The sequence below is a fragment of the Crossiella sp. NPDC003009 genome, assembly GCF_053591555.1.
In genome coordinates this window covers 42,780-58,633 of sequence record NZ_JBSFUA010000032.1, presented here as the reverse complement: position 1 = coordinate 58,633, position 15,854 = coordinate 42,780, and the positions used below count along the sequence as shown (strand labels likewise).

Annotated in this window: 15 protein-coding genes; 8 read left to right on the top strand and 7 right to left on the bottom strand. The window is 71.7% G+C overall.

The window, feature by feature from the left end:
* The first annotated feature begins 169 nt into the window (after positions 1 to 169).
* From ACWDY5_RS28015 to ACWDY5_RS28000, 4 genes are all read left to right on the top strand, one after another.
* Positions 170 to 976, top strand: a complete 807-nt coding sequence (locus ACWDY5_RS28015; RefSeq protein WP_449725145.1) for an IclR family transcriptional regulator — start codon at positions 170 to 172, stop codon at positions 974 to 976.
* Between the two features lie 67 nt (positions 977 to 1,043).
* Positions 1,044 to 1,868 (top strand): NAD-dependent epimerase/dehydratase family protein, encoded by an 825-nt coding sequence (locus ACWDY5_RS28010; RefSeq protein ID WP_449725144.1) that lies wholly within the window; start codon positions 1,044 to 1,046, stop codon positions 1,866 to 1,868.
* Positions 1,865 to 3,379 (top strand): aldehyde dehydrogenase (NADP(+)), encoded by a 1,515-nt coding sequence (locus tag ACWDY5_RS28005; protein WP_449725143.1) that lies wholly within the window; start codon positions 1,865 to 1,867, stop codon positions 3,377 to 3,379. Before ACWDY5_RS28010 ends, ACWDY5_RS28005 begins: the two co-directional genes overlap by 4 nt.
* 105 nt (positions 3,380 to 3,484) lie before the next feature.
* Complete coding sequence (locus ACWDY5_RS28000; RefSeq protein WP_449725142.1) at positions 3,485 to 4,678, top strand: RtcB family protein; 1,194 nt, start codon at positions 3,485 to 3,487, stop codon at positions 4,676 to 4,678.
* Between the two features lie 44 nt (positions 4,679 to 4,722).
* On the opposite strand, the gene ACWDY5_RS27995 is transcribed toward ACWDY5_RS28000, so the two are convergent.
* From ACWDY5_RS27995 to ACWDY5_RS27985, 3 genes are read right to left on the bottom strand one after another with little or no spacing between them, the layout of a single operon-like run.
* Positions 4,723 to 5,478, bottom strand: a complete 756-nt coding sequence (locus tag ACWDY5_RS27995) for an SGNH/GDSL hydrolase family protein (protein ID WP_449725141.1) — start codon at positions 5,476 to 5,478, stop codon at positions 4,723 to 4,725.
* 10 nt (positions 5,479 to 5,488) lie between these two features.
* Positions 5,489 to 6,136 carry a response regulator gene (locus tag ACWDY5_RS27990; RefSeq protein ID WP_449725140.1) on the bottom strand — a complete coding sequence of 216 codons (648 nt, stop codon included), beginning with the start codon at positions 6,134 to 6,136 and terminating at the stop codon, positions 5,489 to 5,491.
* Positions 6,133 to 7,392 carry a sensor histidine kinase gene (locus ACWDY5_RS27985; protein WP_449725139.1) on the bottom strand — a complete coding sequence of 420 codons (1,260 nt, stop codon included), beginning with the start codon at positions 7,390 to 7,392 and terminating at the stop codon, positions 6,133 to 6,135. The genes ACWDY5_RS27990 and ACWDY5_RS27985 overlap by 4 nt, the downstream gene beginning before the upstream one ends.
* Before the next feature lie 157 nt (positions 7,393 to 7,549).
* Between ACWDY5_RS27985 and ACWDY5_RS27980 the strand changes: the two genes are divergently transcribed.
* The 4 genes from ACWDY5_RS27980 (at position 7,550) to ACWDY5_RS27965 (ending at position 12,224) form a co-directional block, all read left to right on the top strand.
* A complete protein-coding gene (locus ACWDY5_RS27980) occupies positions 7,550 to 7,963 on the top strand; it encodes a hypothetical protein (RefSeq protein WP_449725138.1) in 414 nt (137 codons plus the stop codon).
* 283 nt (positions 7,964 to 8,246) lie between these two features.
* Positions 8,247 to 9,821, top strand: a complete 1,575-nt coding sequence (locus ACWDY5_RS27975) for a hypothetical protein (RefSeq protein ID WP_449725137.1) — start codon at positions 8,247 to 8,249, stop codon at positions 9,819 to 9,821.
* A gap of 16 nt (positions 9,822 to 9,837) precedes the next feature.
* The gene (locus ACWDY5_RS27970) at positions 9,838 to 11,082 is read left to right on the top strand and encodes an aldehyde dehydrogenase family protein (RefSeq protein WP_449725136.1); all 1,245 of its coding nucleotides are present in this window, start codon (positions 9,838 to 9,840) and stop codon (positions 11,080 to 11,082) included.
* Positions 11,076 to 12,224: an MFS transporter gene (locus ACWDY5_RS27965; RefSeq protein WP_449725135.1), complete on the top strand. Its 1,149-nt coding sequence runs from the start codon at positions 11,076 to 11,078 to the stop codon at positions 12,222 to 12,224. Before ACWDY5_RS27970 ends, ACWDY5_RS27965 begins: the two co-directional genes overlap by 7 nt.
* Here ACWDY5_RS27965 and ACWDY5_RS27960 read toward each other — a convergent pair.
* Genes ACWDY5_RS27960 through ACWDY5_RS27945 form a run of 4 tightly spaced genes read right to left on the bottom strand, consistent with a single transcriptional unit; the run spans position 12,190 to position 15,851 of the window.
* The gene (locus ACWDY5_RS27960; RefSeq protein ID WP_449725134.1) at positions 12,190 to 12,987 is read right to left on the bottom strand and encodes an ABC transporter permease; all 798 of its coding nucleotides are present in this window, start codon (positions 12,985 to 12,987) and stop codon (positions 12,190 to 12,192) included. The genes ACWDY5_RS27965 and ACWDY5_RS27960 overlap by 35 nt on opposite strands.
* The gene (locus ACWDY5_RS27955; protein WP_449725133.1) at positions 12,965 to 13,765 is read right to left on the bottom strand and encodes a 2-aminoethylphosphonate ABC transporter permease subunit; all 801 of its coding nucleotides are present in this window, start codon (positions 13,763 to 13,765) and stop codon (positions 12,965 to 12,967) included. The genes ACWDY5_RS27960 and ACWDY5_RS27955 overlap by 23 nt, the downstream gene beginning before the upstream one ends.
* On the bottom strand, positions 13,762 to 14,829 hold the full coding sequence (locus tag ACWDY5_RS27950) for an ABC transporter ATP-binding protein (protein ID WP_449725132.1): 1,068 nt from the start codon (positions 14,827 to 14,829) through the stop codon (positions 13,762 to 13,764). The genes ACWDY5_RS27955 and ACWDY5_RS27950 overlap by 4 nt, the downstream gene beginning before the upstream one ends.
* Positions 14,826 to 15,851 (bottom strand): 2-aminoethylphosphonate ABC transporter substrate-binding protein, encoded by a 1,026-nt coding sequence (locus tag ACWDY5_RS27945; protein WP_449725131.1) that lies wholly within the window; start codon positions 15,849 to 15,851, stop codon positions 14,826 to 14,828. The genes ACWDY5_RS27950 and ACWDY5_RS27945 overlap by 4 nt, the downstream gene beginning before the upstream one ends.
* Positions 15,852 to 15,854 lie beyond the last annotated feature (3 nt).

Here is a 15,854-nt window from a genome sequence, read left to right as displayed (position 1 = left end):
CTCCATTCGACTTCGGCGGTGGGTTCACCCGAACTGCCCACTGGACAGATCCGTTCAGATATGTGAATCTGAGTCGTACTTGTGAACCTTGATGCCGGACTGTAAAAATCAAGCCGTGCGCCTGTCAAGAGGGCGGCACGGGAGAACCCGATCGGACCTGGAGGCCGAGATGACGGAAGCCGTCAAGGACGCCGCGGTTGCCCCCACCCGCCCGGCGGCGGTCAAGTCCGCCGACCGCACGGTGGAGCTGCTGGAGGTCCTGGCCTCCTTCGACCGCAGGCTGACGCTCACCGAGCTGCACCGGGAGCTGAACTACCCGAAGTCCAGCCTGTACATGCTGCTGCAGACCCTGGTCAACCGCGGCTGGGTCGAGGTCGAACCGGACCGGGGCACCTACGGCATCGGCGTGCGCGCGCTGCTGGTCGGCACCTCCTACCTGGACCACGATCCCGTGGTGCGCACCGCGATCCGGGTGATGGAGCAGGTCCGGCAGGAGATCAACGAGACCGTCCACCTCGCCCGGCTGGAGGGCGATGACGTGGTGTACCTGGCCAGCCGCGAGTCCGAGCACCACCTGCGCGTGGTCTCCCGCGTCGGCCGCCGCCTGCCCGCGCACAGCACCGCACTGGGCAAGGCGCTGCTCTCGGCCCGCCCGGCCGCCGACGCCGCGGTGCTGGTGCCGGAGTCGATCACCCCGCTGACCGCGAACACCATCACCGACCGGGACGCGCTGCTGGCCCAGCTGGAGGACTTCCGCCGGGTCGGCTACTCCTACGAGCGCGAGGAGAACACCCCTGGCCTGGGCTGTTTCGCGGTCGCGCTGCCCTACCGCAACCCGGTCACCGACGCGATGAGCTGCTCGGTGCCGGTCGCCCGGCTCACCCCCGAGCACGAGAAGCAGATCGTGGACGCGCTGCTCGGCGCGGCCCGCACGCTCACCGAGCTGCTCCGCCAGCCCGGCCTCACCCCGCTGTGAACCCGGCCGCCACCGGCGCACAGTCCACTCAGGACAGTCAATTTCAGGACGTACGAAGGGCTTCGGAGTGACCGAACGCATTCTGATCACCGGCGCGGCCGGTGGCGTTGGCACGCTGATGCGGCCACGCCTGGCCCGCGAAGGCCGCATCCTGCGCTTGCTGGACATCGCCGAGCAGCCACCAGCGGGCGATGGCGAGGCGGTCGAGCTGGTGACGGCCTCGGTGACCGACCTGGCGGCGATGGAGGCGGCCTGCGCCGGGGTGTCCGCGGTGATCCACCTCGGCGGGCACAGCCTGGAGCGGCCGTGGGCGGACATCCTGGACGTCAACATCAACGGCACCTACACCGTGTTCGAGGCGGCCAGGCGGCAGGGCGTGCCGAGGGTGGTCTTCGCCAGCTCCAACCACGCGGTCGGCTACGTGCCGAGGGCCGACGGCGAGGTGGCCGGGGACGCGTTCCCGCGCCCGGACACCAACTACGGCGTGAGCAAGGTGGCCGGTGAGGCGATCGCCAGCCACTACGCCGACCGCTACGGAATCGACGTGCTGTGCGTGCGCATCGGCTCCTGCTTCGAGCGGCCGAAGGACCTGCGCATGCTCTCCACCTGGCTCTCCCCCGCCGACGGGGCAAGGCTTTTCGAGGCGTGTCTGTCCACTCCGGACCCCGGCTTCCGGGTGCTGTGGGGCGTCTCGGACAACACCCGCCGCTGGTTCTCCCTGGAGGAGGCCAAGGCGATCGGCTACGTCTCCCAGGACGACTCGGAGACCTACGCGGCGGAGCTGATCGCCGAGCACGGCGAGCCGGATGTGACCGCGCCGCCGCACAACCTGGTCGGCGGCATCTGGTGCTCCGCCGACTACGACACCGCGAAGAAGGAGGCCGGACGGTGACCGTCCAGGGCGTGCAGGGCTACAACCCGAGGACCGGGGCCACCTACGGCGAGCCGGTCCCGGCCACCCCGGAGGCCGAGGTCGACCGGCTGGCCAAGGCCGCGGCCGAGGCGTTCCCGGTCTTCGCCGGACTTTCCGGTCAGCGCCGCGCCGAGGTGCTGGAGCAGATCGCGGACGCGCTGGACGCGCGCAGTGAGCGGCTGATCGAGATCGCGGACACCGAGACCGCGCTCGGTGTGCCCCGGCTGACCGTGGAGCTCAAGCGCACCACCAACCAGCTCCGCCTCTTCGGCGAGGTGCTGCGCGAGGGCAGCTACACCGAGGCCACCATCGACTCGCCCAACCCGGACATCATCCCGCCGCGGCCCAACCTGCGCCGGATGCTGCAGCCGCTGGGCCCGGTCGCGGTGTTCTCCGCCAGCAACTTCCCGTTCGCCTTCTCGGTGGCCGGTGGCGACACCGCCTCCGCGCTGGCCGCGGGCTGCCCGGTGCTGGTGAAGGCGCACTCCGCGCACCCCAACACCTCGGTGGCCACCGCCGAGGTGCTGATCGAGACGATCGCCGCGGCCGGGTTGCCCGCCGGGGTGTTCAACATCGTCTACAGCACGCCTGCCGGTTCGCTGCTGGTCAAGCACCCGGAGATCAAGGCGGTCGGCTTCACCGGGTCCACCGGTGGCGGGCGGGCGCTGTTCGACCTCGCGGTCGGCAGGCCGGACCCGATCCCGTTCTACGGCGAGCTGGGCAGCGTCAACCCGACGGTGATCCTGCCCGGCGCGGCCGCCGAGCAGGCCGAGGAGCTGGCCACCGGCTTCGCCGCCTCGCTCACCATGGGCGTCGGCCAGTTCTGCACCAACCCGGGCCTGGTGTTCGCGCCGGAGTCCATTGTGGACGCTCTCGGCAAGGCGGTCGGCGGGACCGGCGGCGGCGCGATGCTGACCGCCCGCATGCGCGACTCGTATGAGTCCATTGTGGACGGACTGTCCTCGGCGGAGGAGGTCGAGCTGGTCGCGGTCGGCGAGGCGCCCGAGGGCGGCTGGACGGTCGCGCCGCGGCTGTACCGCACCACGGTGGCTAACTTCGCCGCCAACCAGGAGAAGCTGGCCGAGGAGTGCTTCGGCCCGGCCGGCATCGTGGTCACCTACACCGACCCGGCCGAGCTGGCACCGGTGCTGGCCAAGCTGGCGGGCACGCTGACCGCGACCGTGCACGCGGCGGAAAGCGACCACGACGCGGCAGGCGCGCTGTCTGCCGTGCTGCGCCGCATCGCGGGCCGGCTGGTGTTCAACGCCTGGCCGACCGGCGTCGCGGTGAGCTGGGCCCAGCACCACGGCGGCCCGTGGCCCGCCACCACCTCCGCGCTGCACACCTCGGTGGGCGCCACCGCGATCCGCCGCTGGATCGCACCGGTGACCTTCCAGTCCTGGCCGGACGCGCTGCTGCCGCAGGAGCTCCAGGACGCCAACCCGCTGGGCATCCCGCGCCGCAGGGACGGCGTGCTCGGCACCGGCTGAGACACTGAGCCAGGCCCGGTTCGCGCGGTGACCCCGACCCCGCGCGATCCGGGCCTTTCACTTATTCACGAGCGGATTCCCGCGACCGCCCCTAGCCTCTAACGCATGGCACAGAAGTCGTTCCAGGGAGACGTGATCCCTGGCAGGCACGTCGACATCCGGCTGTGGACCAAGGCCGCCGAGGTCGAGGACCAGGCCATGCGTCAGTTGCAGAACATCGCCGCGCTGCCCTGGGTGTACAAGCACGTCGCCGTGATGCCCGACGTCCACTACGGCAAGGGCGCCACGGTCGGCTCGGTGATCGCGATGCAGGGCGCGGTGTCCCCGGCCGCGGTCGGCGTGGACATCGGCTGCGGCATGACCGCGGTCCGCACCTCCTTGCGCGCCAACGACTTGCCGGATGACCTGCGCCGCCTGCGGTCCGGGATCGAGAAGGCGGTGCCGGTCGGTTTCGGCATGCACAAGGATGTCGCCTTCGGGGACAAGGACGCCAAGGACTGGGACCGGTTCTGGGCGAGCTTCGACGACCTCAGCACGGCGGTGAAGGCCGAGACCCGGCGCGCCCTGCTGCAGATGGGCACCCTGGGCGGCGGCAACCACTTCCTGGAGGTCTGCCTCGATGAGGACGACCAGGTCTGGCTGATGCTGCACTCGGGCTCCCGGGGCATCGGGAACCTGTTGGCGCAGTACCACATCGAGGTCGCCCGCGGCTTGGCGCACAACGCCGCGCTGCCCGACCCCGACCTGGCCGTGTTCATCGCGCAGACCCCGCAGATGGCTGCCTACCGGCACGACCTGTACTGGGCGCAGGACTACGCGCGCCGCAACCGGTCGGTGATGATGCGGCTGGCCTGCGAGGTGCTGCGCAAGCAGTTCCCCCAGGCGCGGTTCGAGGAGCCGATCTCCTGCCACCACAACTACGTCGCCGAGGAGACCCACTTCGGCGAGGAACTGTTGGTCACCCGCAAGGGCGCGATCCGCGCGGGCCAGGGCGACCTGGGCATCATCCCCGGCTCGATGGGCACCGGCTCCTACATCGTCCGCGGCCTGGGCAACCCGGACTCCTTCTGCTCGGCCAGCCACGGCGCGGGCAGGCGGATGTCCAGGAACCAGGCGCGCAAGCGGTTCACCGCGGAGGACCTGGCGGCGCAGACCGCGGGCGTGGAGTGCCGCAAGGACACCGGGGTGGTGGACGAGATCCCGGCCGCGTACAAGGACATCGACCAGGTCATCGCCAACCAGGCCGACCTGGTCGAGGTGGTGGCCAAGCTCCGCCAGGTCGTCTGCGTCAAGGGCTGACCCACCACCGCTGGCACCAGGTCCGGTGCCAGCGGTGGGCTGAGTCAGCTGGTCGCGGGCAGGGCGCGGTAGGCCGGGAGCTTCGCCACCCGGCCGTCGCCGCTGCTCTGCCCGCGCAACCGGCGCACCAGCCACGGCCACAGGAACGTGCGCAGCCAGCGCAGGTGGTCGGCGTCCACCGGCTCGGCCACGTTGACCTCCAGCGCGGGCGCCACCCCGTCCAGCACCGCCAGCCCCGCCGCGGCCATCGCCTGGTGCGCGTCCGGCCCCGGGTGCAGCCGGTCCTCCGCCCAGGCCGCCATGCCGGCCGGGGTCAGCGAGGCCAGGTCCATGCACAACAGCCCGTGCCTGCGGGCGGCGGCGGTGATCACCGCGTTCATCCGGGTGATCCGGCGGTCCATCCGGCTGCGCAGGGCGGGCGGCAGCGGGGCGAACAGGCCGGGCGCGGGGATGGTCGCGGTGAGCACGGTGGCGCCGGTGGCGCGCAGGCCGCCGAAGAGGGCATCCAGGTCCGCGGCCAGCTCCAGCGGGTTGAGGCTGGGCCGGATCACGTCGTTCATGCCGACCACCGCGGTCACCAGGTCCGGTGCCAGTTCCTGGGCCGGGGCCAGCTGGGTTTCCAGCACGCGCCGGGTGGTCAGCCCGCGCACCGCGAGGTTCGCGTACTGCACCCCGCCCTGCCGCGCCGCGATCGCCTCGGCCAGCCGGTCCGCCCAGCCCCGGAAACCGCCGTCGGCGTCCGGATCCCCGAGCCCCTCGGTCACGCTGTCGCCCACGGCGACGAACCTGTGCCACACCACGTCCTCCACGTTATCGCGGGGTGATGAAGCCGGACTCATAGGCCGCGATGACCGCCTGCGTGCGGTCCCTGGCCTGCAGTTTCGCCAGCACGTTGCCCACGTGCGTCTTCACCGTCTGCAAGCCCACGAACAGCTTCTCCGCGATCTCGGCGTTGGACAGCCCGGTGGCCATCAGCCGCAGCACCGCCTCCTCGCGCTCGGTGAGCTGCGCCCTGGCCAGGGTGTCCTCGGCCCGTTTGCTGTGGTGCTCGGCGGCCAGCGACCGGATCGCCGAGGGGAACAGCAGCGTGTCGCCACCGGCCACGATGCGGATCGCGTGCACGATCTCCTCCGGCCGGGCCCGCTTGAGCAGGAAGCCGCTGGCGCCTGCCCGCAGCGCGTCGTAGACGTACTCGTCGTTCTCGAAGGTGGTCACCACCAGGATCTTCGGCGGTTCGGCCACCGTGTCCAGCAGGTGCCGGGTGGCCTGGATGCCGTCCACCGCGGGCATCCGCACGTCCATCAGCACCACGTCCGGCCGCAGCCGGTGCACCAGGCCGGGCACCTCGGCCCCGTCGGCGGCCTCGCCGACCACGGTGAGGTCGGGTTCGGCGTTGATGATCGCGCGCAGTCCGGCCCTGATCAGGTCCTCGTCGTCGACGAGCAGCACGCTGGTCATGAGGTGGCCGCCCGCATCGGCAGGGTGGCCGCGACCCGCCAGCTGCCCTCGCACTCGCCCGCGGTGAGCTGACCGCGCAGCACGGTCACCCGCTCCCCGATACCGCGCAGGCCGCGCCCGCCGCCATGTCCGCGACCGGCAGGCCGCTCCCCCAACGGGTTGGTCATCTCCAGCTCCAGGTGGTCCGCGCGCACGGCCAGCCGCAGGGTCACCGGGACCTTGCCGGCGTGCCGCATCGCGTTGGTTAGTCCTTCTTGGACGATCCGGTACGCCTCCCTGGACACGGCCTTGGGCACGCGGTCCAGGTCGGCGCCGAGTTCGGCGGTGATCTCCACCCCGGCCAGCCTGGTGGTGCGCAGCAGGCCGTCCAGGTCGGCGAGGGTGGGTTGCGGGGCGGTGCCTCGGGACTCCTCGCGCAGGATGCCGAGCACGTGGTCCAGGTCGGCCAGCGCACTGCGGGCGGCCTCCTCGATCGCGCCGAGGGCGGCCCGTGCGAAGTCCCGGTCGGTGTCCAGCACCCGCCCGGCGGCCGCGGCCTGGATGGTGACCACGCTGAGCGCGTGCCCCACCGAGTCGTGCAGCTCGCGGGCCAGCCGGTTGCGCTGGGCCAGCTGCTCGGCCTTGCGCTCCAGCTCGGCCAGCCGCTCGGCCGGGGTGGGGCCGAGGAAGAACCCGGCCAGCCGGGCCAGCAGCCAGCCGATCGCGGCCACCAGGTACACCGCGACCAGGGTCACGCCGAGCGCGGCCAGCGGCGCCCACCACTTGTCGGGGCCGCCGGTGATCGGGAACGCCTGCGCGATGAACAGCGTGGTGTACCGGCTGAACGGCAGGGTGAACGCGCCGACCACGAACACCGGGATGATCAGCGTGAGCAGGCTGACCAGGAACCCGGTGATCAGATGGATGATCAGCCAGGCCGCCACCCGCCAGCGGATGCCCTGCCGGTGACCGCCGGCGAGGTCGGTGACCTGGACGCCGAGCAGGGTGCGCACCGCGGTGGTCTCCAGCACGCCCAGCGCCGGGATGAACGTGGTGAGCACCAGCGTGCCCAGTGCGAAGAAGGTGGCCAGCGCGCCGAGGGTCCAGCCCTCGGGCAGCGGCAGCGGCGGGATCTCGCCGCGCAGCAGCTCGGCCACCGCGGTGCCCGCGATGAAGTAGGGGGTCAGCAGCGCCCCGCCCAGCACGAGGTAGATCCACCGCAACAGGGTGGACCTGCTCGTCACTGGCGTGAGCAGCTTGCCGAGGAGACCGGGCACGCGGACGATCCTGACACGTCCGGCGGCCGCCGGGGCTCACTCCGGGGAAGCGCGGCGTTCCCCCGTGCGGGGGAGTTCGCTCGGCCGCCGGCGGGATGCCCCGGGATGGGGGCTGGGGCACCCTGGAGGCACACTGTGAACCGGAGGTCACGCCATCATGCCCACGTCCCAGCGCTCGGCCCGCGGCACCCGCTGGCTCGGTTACGCGGCCTGCGTGTGGGCGCTTGGCTTCGCGGTGGTGGTGTTCCTGACCGGCTCGCCCGAGCACGGCTGGGGCCTGACCCTGCTGCCCGCCGGTGACTCGCCGACGCTGTGGCTGCTCCAGCTGGCGGCCAGCCTGCTGATCCCGGCCGGCGGGGTGATCGCGCTGGCGCTGACCCAGCCGTGGGGCGCGAGCTTCCCCCGGCCGCTGCTGCTGACCGTGGTGTGGACCGGGGCGGCGCTGGCCTTCGCGCAGGCGGGTTACGACGCGTTCGGCCCGATCGGCGCTGACCCGCTGCAGACCGCCTGGTTCGTGGTGCTGGGGCTGCTGCTGGCCGCCACCGGGCTGCTGCACCGCAAGCCGCGGTGAGACGTTTCACAGCCGCCGACTAAAGCAATTCTGGCTCCTTACGCGATCTTCACAGCTTTTCGCCGTTTACGGTGTCCGATTCGCGCTGTTGCGATCCATTTCGCCCGGATCACCGTGGCATGTCGGGTGGATTTCTTATACCAGTTCTTTACCTTCCCGGTTTCCTGACCAGCAACCGGCGGCTTACCCCGTTAGTGGGACGCCATGGACAGCGCGCGGAAAAGCTGCGTAGATTTTGACACATCCCATCACCCCATCGCGTAATTTCCGGGGAGCAGGTCCGATGCCGCCACGAGACTGGTGTGTCGCCGAGTCAGCCAAAGTCAGCGCGTTGCTGGACAAACGCGGGGAAACCACCGGAGAGGTGCTTTTCGGCGCCGGGTTCGGCCCGTCCGGGTTACCTCACATCGGCACGTTGTGCGAGGTCATGCGCACCGGATTCGTCCGGACCGCGTTCGCCGAGACTACCGGCCGCCCGACCAGGCTGGTGCTGGTTTCCGACGATATGGACGCCCTGCGAAAAGTCCCGGACGGTTTTCCGAACCGTGCGATGCTGGCACAACACCTGGGTATGCCACTGCATCGGGTGCCCGACCCTTTTGAGCAGCATGAAAGCCTTTCCACGGGGATCAACGCCCGCTTGCGGCGGGTGCTGGACGCCTTCGAGCTGGACTACGAACTGGTGTGCAGCTCGGCCGCGTACGCATCTGGTAAGTACGATGACACGATCCGTTCGTTGCTGGCCGACCTGGCCGGGTTCAACGAGCTGGTTGGCGCCTCGGTGGGCCCGGTGCGCCGTGGCTCGTACAGCATCCTGATGCCGGTGTCCGCGAGCACCGGCCGGGTCATCGAACACACCAGGGTGCTGGACGTGGACCCGGTGGCGGGCACCCTCACCTACGAGATCCCCGCCGATGTGATCATCCAGCGGCCGGGCCTGGACTACGGGATCGAGCCGCACGAGTACTACGCGGGCGAGCCGATCGGCGAACCGGTCACGGTGTCCGCGCTGGGCGGGGCCTGCAAGCTCCAGTGGAAGGCCGACTGGGCGATGCGGCTGCTGGCCGGCGGCGTGGCCTACGAGATGCACGGCGAGGACCTGGCCGCCTCCGCGCAGGTGGTACGGCGGATCTTCCACCGGCTGCGCCGGGAACCGCCGGTGCTCTTCGGCTACGGCCTGTTCACCGACGAGCGCGGGCACAAGATCTCCAAGTCGCGCGGCAACGGCTTCTCCCTGACCGAGGCCCAGGACTACCTCAGCAAGGAGGCCTTGCGCCTGCTGCTCTACCGGAAACCGCGCCGCCCCAAGCGGTTCGGCCCCGCGCTGACGTCCCGGCTCAACGACGCGGTCCGGCAGGAGGCCCGTCGTGCGGCCGATCCCGAGCGGGGCGCGGGCGCCAGGGTCCGGCTGCACCGGATCGGTGCGACGGCCCGGATCTGCGGGCCGGGCTTCGGCAAGCTGTGCCGGGTGCTGGACGCCTGCGCACCGGTGGACTTCGCGGCGGCGGTGGAGTTCGCGCGGCGGTACTCCGGCGACGGGATCGAGCACGAGACGCTGGTGCGGGCCTGGAACTTCCACGAGGCCCGCAGGCCCGTCGCGGAGCCGAGGGCTTTCACACCGGTGGAGGCCGCGCTGCTCGAACGCGCCGCCGAGATCATCGAACTCTCCCCGCCCGCCGAGCTCGCCGTCCGGCTGCACCTCCTGCTCACCGTCTCCGCGCTCGGCAGGCCCGCCGCCTGCCGGGTCCTCTACCTGGCCCTGCTCGGTCGCCCGCACGGCCCGCGCCTGGCCACCTGGATCCGGATCACCGGACCCAAACGCACTCTCCGCCTGCTCCGCGAGACCCTCGCCCGTTGACCCAAGGTGGTTCGCCGTGACCGTCACCTCCCTCCCCGTGTCCACTGTGGACTTCACCGAGATCCGGCAGCGCGCCGCCGCCTTCGCCGCGCACCTGCGGGCCCGCGCCGAGGACGTCGTGCACAGCCTCTCCGGCTACCAGTGCGCCAACGTGGCCCTGGACGAGATCGACCGCTCGGTGGAGTTCCTGGCCAACCTGCACCGCAACCGGGAGTACTTCCAGGGCCGCGTGCAGGGCGTCACCAGCTTCCTGCCGCTCAACCAGCCGCTGTACGCCACGGTGTGCTTCGGCGTGATCCCCTCGCTCATGGCCGAGGAGGCCGCGCTCCGGCCGCCGACGGTGATGCACCCGCACTACCGCAAGCTCGCCGAAGTCCTCGACCTGCCGGAGTACTTCCCGAACCTGCGAGTGTCCTATCAGGACCGTGAGGTGTTCGTGGCGCAGCGCGCCCGGCGCACCGACGCGGTGGTGTTCACCGGCTCGCCGGACAACGCGGCCAAGGTCCGGCGGCTGTTCCTCAAGCGGACCCTGTTCATCCTCAACGGTTCCGGCCACAACCCCCTGGTGGTCACCGAGTCCGCGGACCTGGCGCTGGCGGTGGACAGCGCGCTGCGGGTGGTGCTCTACAACCAGGGCCAGGACTGCGCCGGACCGAACGCGATCCTGGTGCACCGGGATCGGCTGGCCGAGTTCCGGGAGGCGCTGGTGCTCCGGTTGCGCGGCCTGGCACACCGGGTCGGGCCCTACGCCGACCCGGACAACCTGGTCGGCCCGAACAGCGACCCCGACCACCCGGTGAAGATCATCCGGATGTTCAAGGAGGACCGCGAGTTCTGCGTCTACGGCGGCGACATCAACCCGGTCACCGGGATGATCCGGCCCACCGTGTTCCAGAAGGACCTCACGCTGGGCGGCAACTACCAGGAGTTCTTCGCTCCCGTCTTCTACCTCCAGCCCTACGACACCGACGCCGAGCTGGCCACCTACTTCACCGACCACCGCTACCGCAACAACGCCATGTACGTCTCGCTGTTCGGCGAGAGCCCGTACGTGGACTCGCTGCTGGACACCCCGCTGCACGAACCGGACTCGATCCTGCGCGACACCGACCTGCACCTGACCGAGAAGGGCTACCTGCCCTACGGCGGCCAGGGCCCGGCCGCCTCCTGCCGGTACGTGGACGGGGAACGGGTGCCGGGCGCGACCTCGCCGCAGCGGGACATCTTCCAGCACCTCGTGGCGCCGCGGCTGGCATGCTGAGCCGCCGCTGGGAACCGGTCGCCGCGGTCAGCACGGTCGCGGTGGTCGGCCTGGCCACCGGACTGGCGATCCCGTTGGTGTCGCTGCGGTTGGCCGCCGCCGGGGCGGGCAGCGCGGTGGTCGGCGCGGCCGCCGCGCTGCCCGCGCTGGGCATCCTGTGCGCGGCCCCGCTGACCGGGCCGCTCACCCGGCGGTGGCCGGTGCGCACCGTGCTGCTGGGCGCGTTGCTGGCCTCGGCGTTGAGCCTGCTGCTGCTCACCACCACCGCGGACCTGTTCGCCTGGCTGGTGCTGCGGTTCACCGTGGGAGCGGCCGCGGGTGTGCTGCTGGCGCTGGGCGAGACCTGGATCAACGTGGTGGCCGCCGACGGGGTGCGCGGGCGCTGGGTCGCGGTGTACACCTCGGTGTTCACCCTCTGCCAGGTGTCCGGGCCGGGGCTGCTGGCCTGGCTGGGTTCCGGCGGGTCCGCGCCGATCCTGGTCACGGTGGCCGCGCACCTGCCCGGCCTGCTGCTGCTCGCGTTCACCCGCTGCGAGATCGGTGGCGGGCACGGGCCGCGGTCGTTCGGGCTGCTGGGTTTCGCCCGTGCCGCACCGGTGATCGTGCTGGCGGTGCTGCTGTTCTCCTTCTTCGACAGCGTGGTGCTCGCGCTGTTCCCGTTGTACGGCATGGCCTACGGGCAGCCGGAGCGGATCGCGGTGCTGCTGGTCGGCGCGGTCTTCGCCGGGGACGCGCTGCTCCAGGTGCCGCTCGGCTGGCTGGCCGACCGGGTGGACCGGGGTCGGCTGCACCTGGCCTGCGGAGCCGTGGTCCTGGTGCTGGCACTGGGTTTGCCACTGCTGATGCCGCACCCGGTGCTGCTGTGGCCCGCGCTGGTGCTGCTCGGCGGCGCGGCCGGTGGCGTCTACACCCTCGGCCTGGTGCGCATCGGCGAACAGTTCCGGGGCGCGGACCTGGTCACCGCGAACGCCTGCGCGACCACGCTGTGGGGCGTGGGCAGCCTGGCCGGGCCGCCGCTGGGCGGGCTGGCGGTGGAGCTGCTGCGGCCGGACGGGCTGATGCTGGCGCTGGCCGCGGTGACCGTGCTGTTCCTGCTCTCCGGCCGGTTCAGCGTTGCACGCCACGGGGTTTTACCGCGCTGAGCCCGAACAGCCCGGCCACGGTGAGCGCCAGCAACAGGATGGTGCCGGCCGCGGCCAGGAACACCGCACCGCGGTCGGTGTGCGCGAAGATGCTCACCGGCAGCGTGCGCCAGTCCGGCGGGTACAGCATGATCGTCGCGCCGACCTCGCCCATGGACAGGGCCAGTCCCAGCCCGGCCGCGCCGGACATCGCGGGCAGCAGCAGTGGCAGCCGCACCCGCCACAGCACCCGGCCCGGCCGCGCGCCCAGACTGGCCGCGACCTGGTTCAGCGCGGGGTCGGCGCGGTCCAGGGCGGCGGCGACCATGCTGTAGGCGAACGGCAGCACGATCACCAGGTGCGCCAGCAGCACGATCCACCGGGTTCCGTTGAGCAGCAACGGCGGCCGGCTGAACGCCACCAGCAGCGCCAGGCCCAGCACCACCGAGGGCACCGCGATCGGCAGGTGCAGCACCAGGTCCACGATCCGGCGCGGCAGCTTGGGCAGGCCGCGCACCACGATCGCGCCCCAGGAACCCAGCAGCACCGCGGCCAGCGAGGCCAGCGTCGCGGTCTGCAGGCTGACCAGCGCGCTGGCCAGGCCGTCGCCGGAGACCGCGGCAGCCAGGTGGTCGCCGGTGAGCTCCCCTGGCAGCACGCCGTTCCAGCTGCCCGCCACCGCGGCCAGCGCGATCATCGCCAGCGGGGCCAGCACGATCACGCCGAACAGCAGCGCGAACACCAGCCACAGGATGATCCGGCTACGCCTTGTCCAGACCAACACGGTCGGCTCCCGTCCTGCTGAAGACCCAGCGGTACAGCCCGTACAGGGCGAGGGAAAGCGCCACGTTGACCACCGCGACCACACTGGCCTGCGGGAAGTCGAAGGTGATGATGCCCTTGGTGTAGACCAGCATCGGCAGCGTGACCACGTCCTTGGCGCCGATGAACAGCACGATGCCGAACTCGTTCATGGTGAGCAGCAGGGTCAGGCAGGCCCCGGCGGCCAGCGCGGGCCTGGCCTCGGGCAGCACCACCCGCCACAGCACCCGCCACGGCCGCGCGCCCAGGCTGGCGGCCACGTCCAGCTGCGCGCCGGGCAGCTGGCGGAACGCGGCCAGCGCGGGCCGCAGCACGAACGGCGTGTAGAAGGTGACCTCCGCGAGCAGCACACCCCAGGGCGTGTACAGGAAGTCCAGGGTGCCTTGGCCGAGCACCGCGTTGAGCACCCCGGCGCTGCCGTAGAGGAAGGTGAAGGACAGCGCGATCAGGAAGGACGGAAACGCCAGCACCGCGTCCACCAGCCGCACCGCCAGCCCGGCCCCGGGGAACGGCGCGAAGGCCAGCACCAGCGCCAGGAACGTGCCCAGCACCAGGCAGCCCGCGGTGGCCGCCACGGCCAGCAGCACGGTCCGCCACACCGCCTGGCCGAACTCCGCGGAGGAGAGCACCTGCGCCCAGGCGTCCCCGGTGAAGGACTGCTGGGCCACCAGTACCAGCGGATAGCAGAAGAAGCCGAGCACCACGAGCAGCGGCGGCAACAGCCACAGCAGGCGTCTCACCAGGTGCCCCCGGCCGGTACCAGCGGGCAGCCGTCGGCCACGGTCACCCCGACCCGCTCACCCAGCGCGGGCAGTCCGTCCATTGTGGACACCTCGGCGCGGGCGGGACCGAGGTCGTCCAGCTCCAGGTCGAGCCGGAACCCGGTGCCGCGCCACTGCACCCCGACCAGCCTGCCGGGCAGGCCACCGGCCGGATCGGCGTGCACGCTGAGCCGGTGCGGCCGGACGCCGAGCGTGGCCTCCTGCCCCGCCTGGACCGCGCCGTTGGCCGCCGCGCGCACGACCAGCTGCCCGAGCCGCACCGCGGCGTCGTCCGCGCCGATGTCCAGCACCCGCACCGGCAGCAGGTTGGCCGAGCCGAGGAAGGAGGCGGTGAACGCCGAGGGCGGCCGCTGGTACAGCTCGCGGGCCGGGCCGATGTCGACCAGTTTCGCCTCCCGCATCACCGCGATCCGGTCGGCCAGCGCGAGCGCCTCGCCCTGGTCGTGGGTGACGTGGATGATCGCGGTGTCCGGCAGTTCGGCGCGCAGCCGCAGCAGTTCGGCGATCATGTCCTCGCGCAGCGCCGCGTCCAGCGCGGAGAGCGGTTCGTCCAGCAGCAGCACCGGTGGCCGGATGGCCAGCGCGCGGGCGATCGCGATCCGCTGCTGCTGCCCGCCGGAGAGCTCCCGCGGATACCGGTCCCGGAACCCGGCCATGCCCACGAGTTCCAGCACCTCGCTCACCCGGCGCTCGACCTCCCGGCGACCGGCGCGGCGGGCGCGCAGGCCGAAGGCCACGTTGTCGAAGACCCGCATGTGCGGGAACAGCGCGTAGCTCTGCACCACCACGCCGAGCCCGCGCCGGTGCGGCGGCAGGTCGGTGACGTCCTCGCCACCCAGGAACACCCGGCCGCTACTGGGCCGCAGGAACCCGGCGATGGCCTTGAGCGCGGTGGACTTGCCGGAGCCGGAGGGACCGAGCAGGGCCAGGGTCTCACCGACCGCGACCTCCAGGTCCAGCCCGGCCAGCGCCACCGTCCGTCCGAAGTGGACGCTGACCTGTTCGAGGCGGACCGCGCTCACCGGCCGACCGCCTTGCCGTAGGCGGCCAGGTCGGCGTCCAGCCGGGCCAGCACCGCGTCCCAGTCCGGCTGCCAGACCTCCACCCCGGCCAGCTGCGCGCTGACCTGCTCGGCCAGCGGCCCCTCGGCCTTGACGTCCGCGCGGCCGGGTGCGCCGAAGCTCTCCGGCGCGGTGCGCTGCACCTCGGTGGAGAACAGGAACTCCAGCAGCTTCTTCCCGGCCTCGCTGTGCGGGGCGTTCGCGGCCAGCCCGGCGTGGTACGGGATGGCGAAGGTGGAGCGCTTGCCGTCCGGACCGGCGGGCAGGAACAGCCGCATGTTCGCCTTGTCGTTGTTGACCAGGGCGAGGTTCATCTGCAGGTCGCCGTTGGCCACGTGCAGCTCGCCCTTGGCCAGCTTGGGCTGGAGCTTGCCGGTGGAGGCGGACGGGCCGACGTTGTTGACCTCCAGGCGCTTGAGGTAGTCCAGCGCGCCCTGCTCGCCGTAGACGTGCTGGAGCTGCAACAGCATCGCGGTGCCGTCCCCGGCCTGGCCGGGCGTGGAGTACTGGATCTTGCCCTTGAACCGCGGGTCCAGCAGGTCGTCCCAGGTGACCGGGGCGGGCTTGGCGAAGTCCGGGTTGTAGGCCATCACCAGGTAGTTGTTCAGCATCGCCGCGTACCGGTTGCCGGGGTCGCGGGCCAGCACCTGGTCGCTGCCCGGGATCACATGCTGGGCCAACAGGTTCTGCTGGGCGGCACGCTGCACGAACGGCGGCAGCGTGACCACCACGTCGGCCTGCGGGTTGGTCCGCTCCCGCTCCATCCGGGACACGATCCCGCCGGAGCCCTCCTCCACCAGGTTGACCCCGATGCCGGTCTTCTTGGTGAACTCGGCGAACCGCTTGCCGTACCAGTCCTTCAGGCCGTCCGCGCTGTAGACGACCACGGTGCCCTCGGTTCCCCCGCCCGCCGCGGTGCCGCCACAGGCACCGGTGGCGGCGAGCAGGAGCAGTGTGGCGGCGGCGGCCAGCACACGACGCATGAT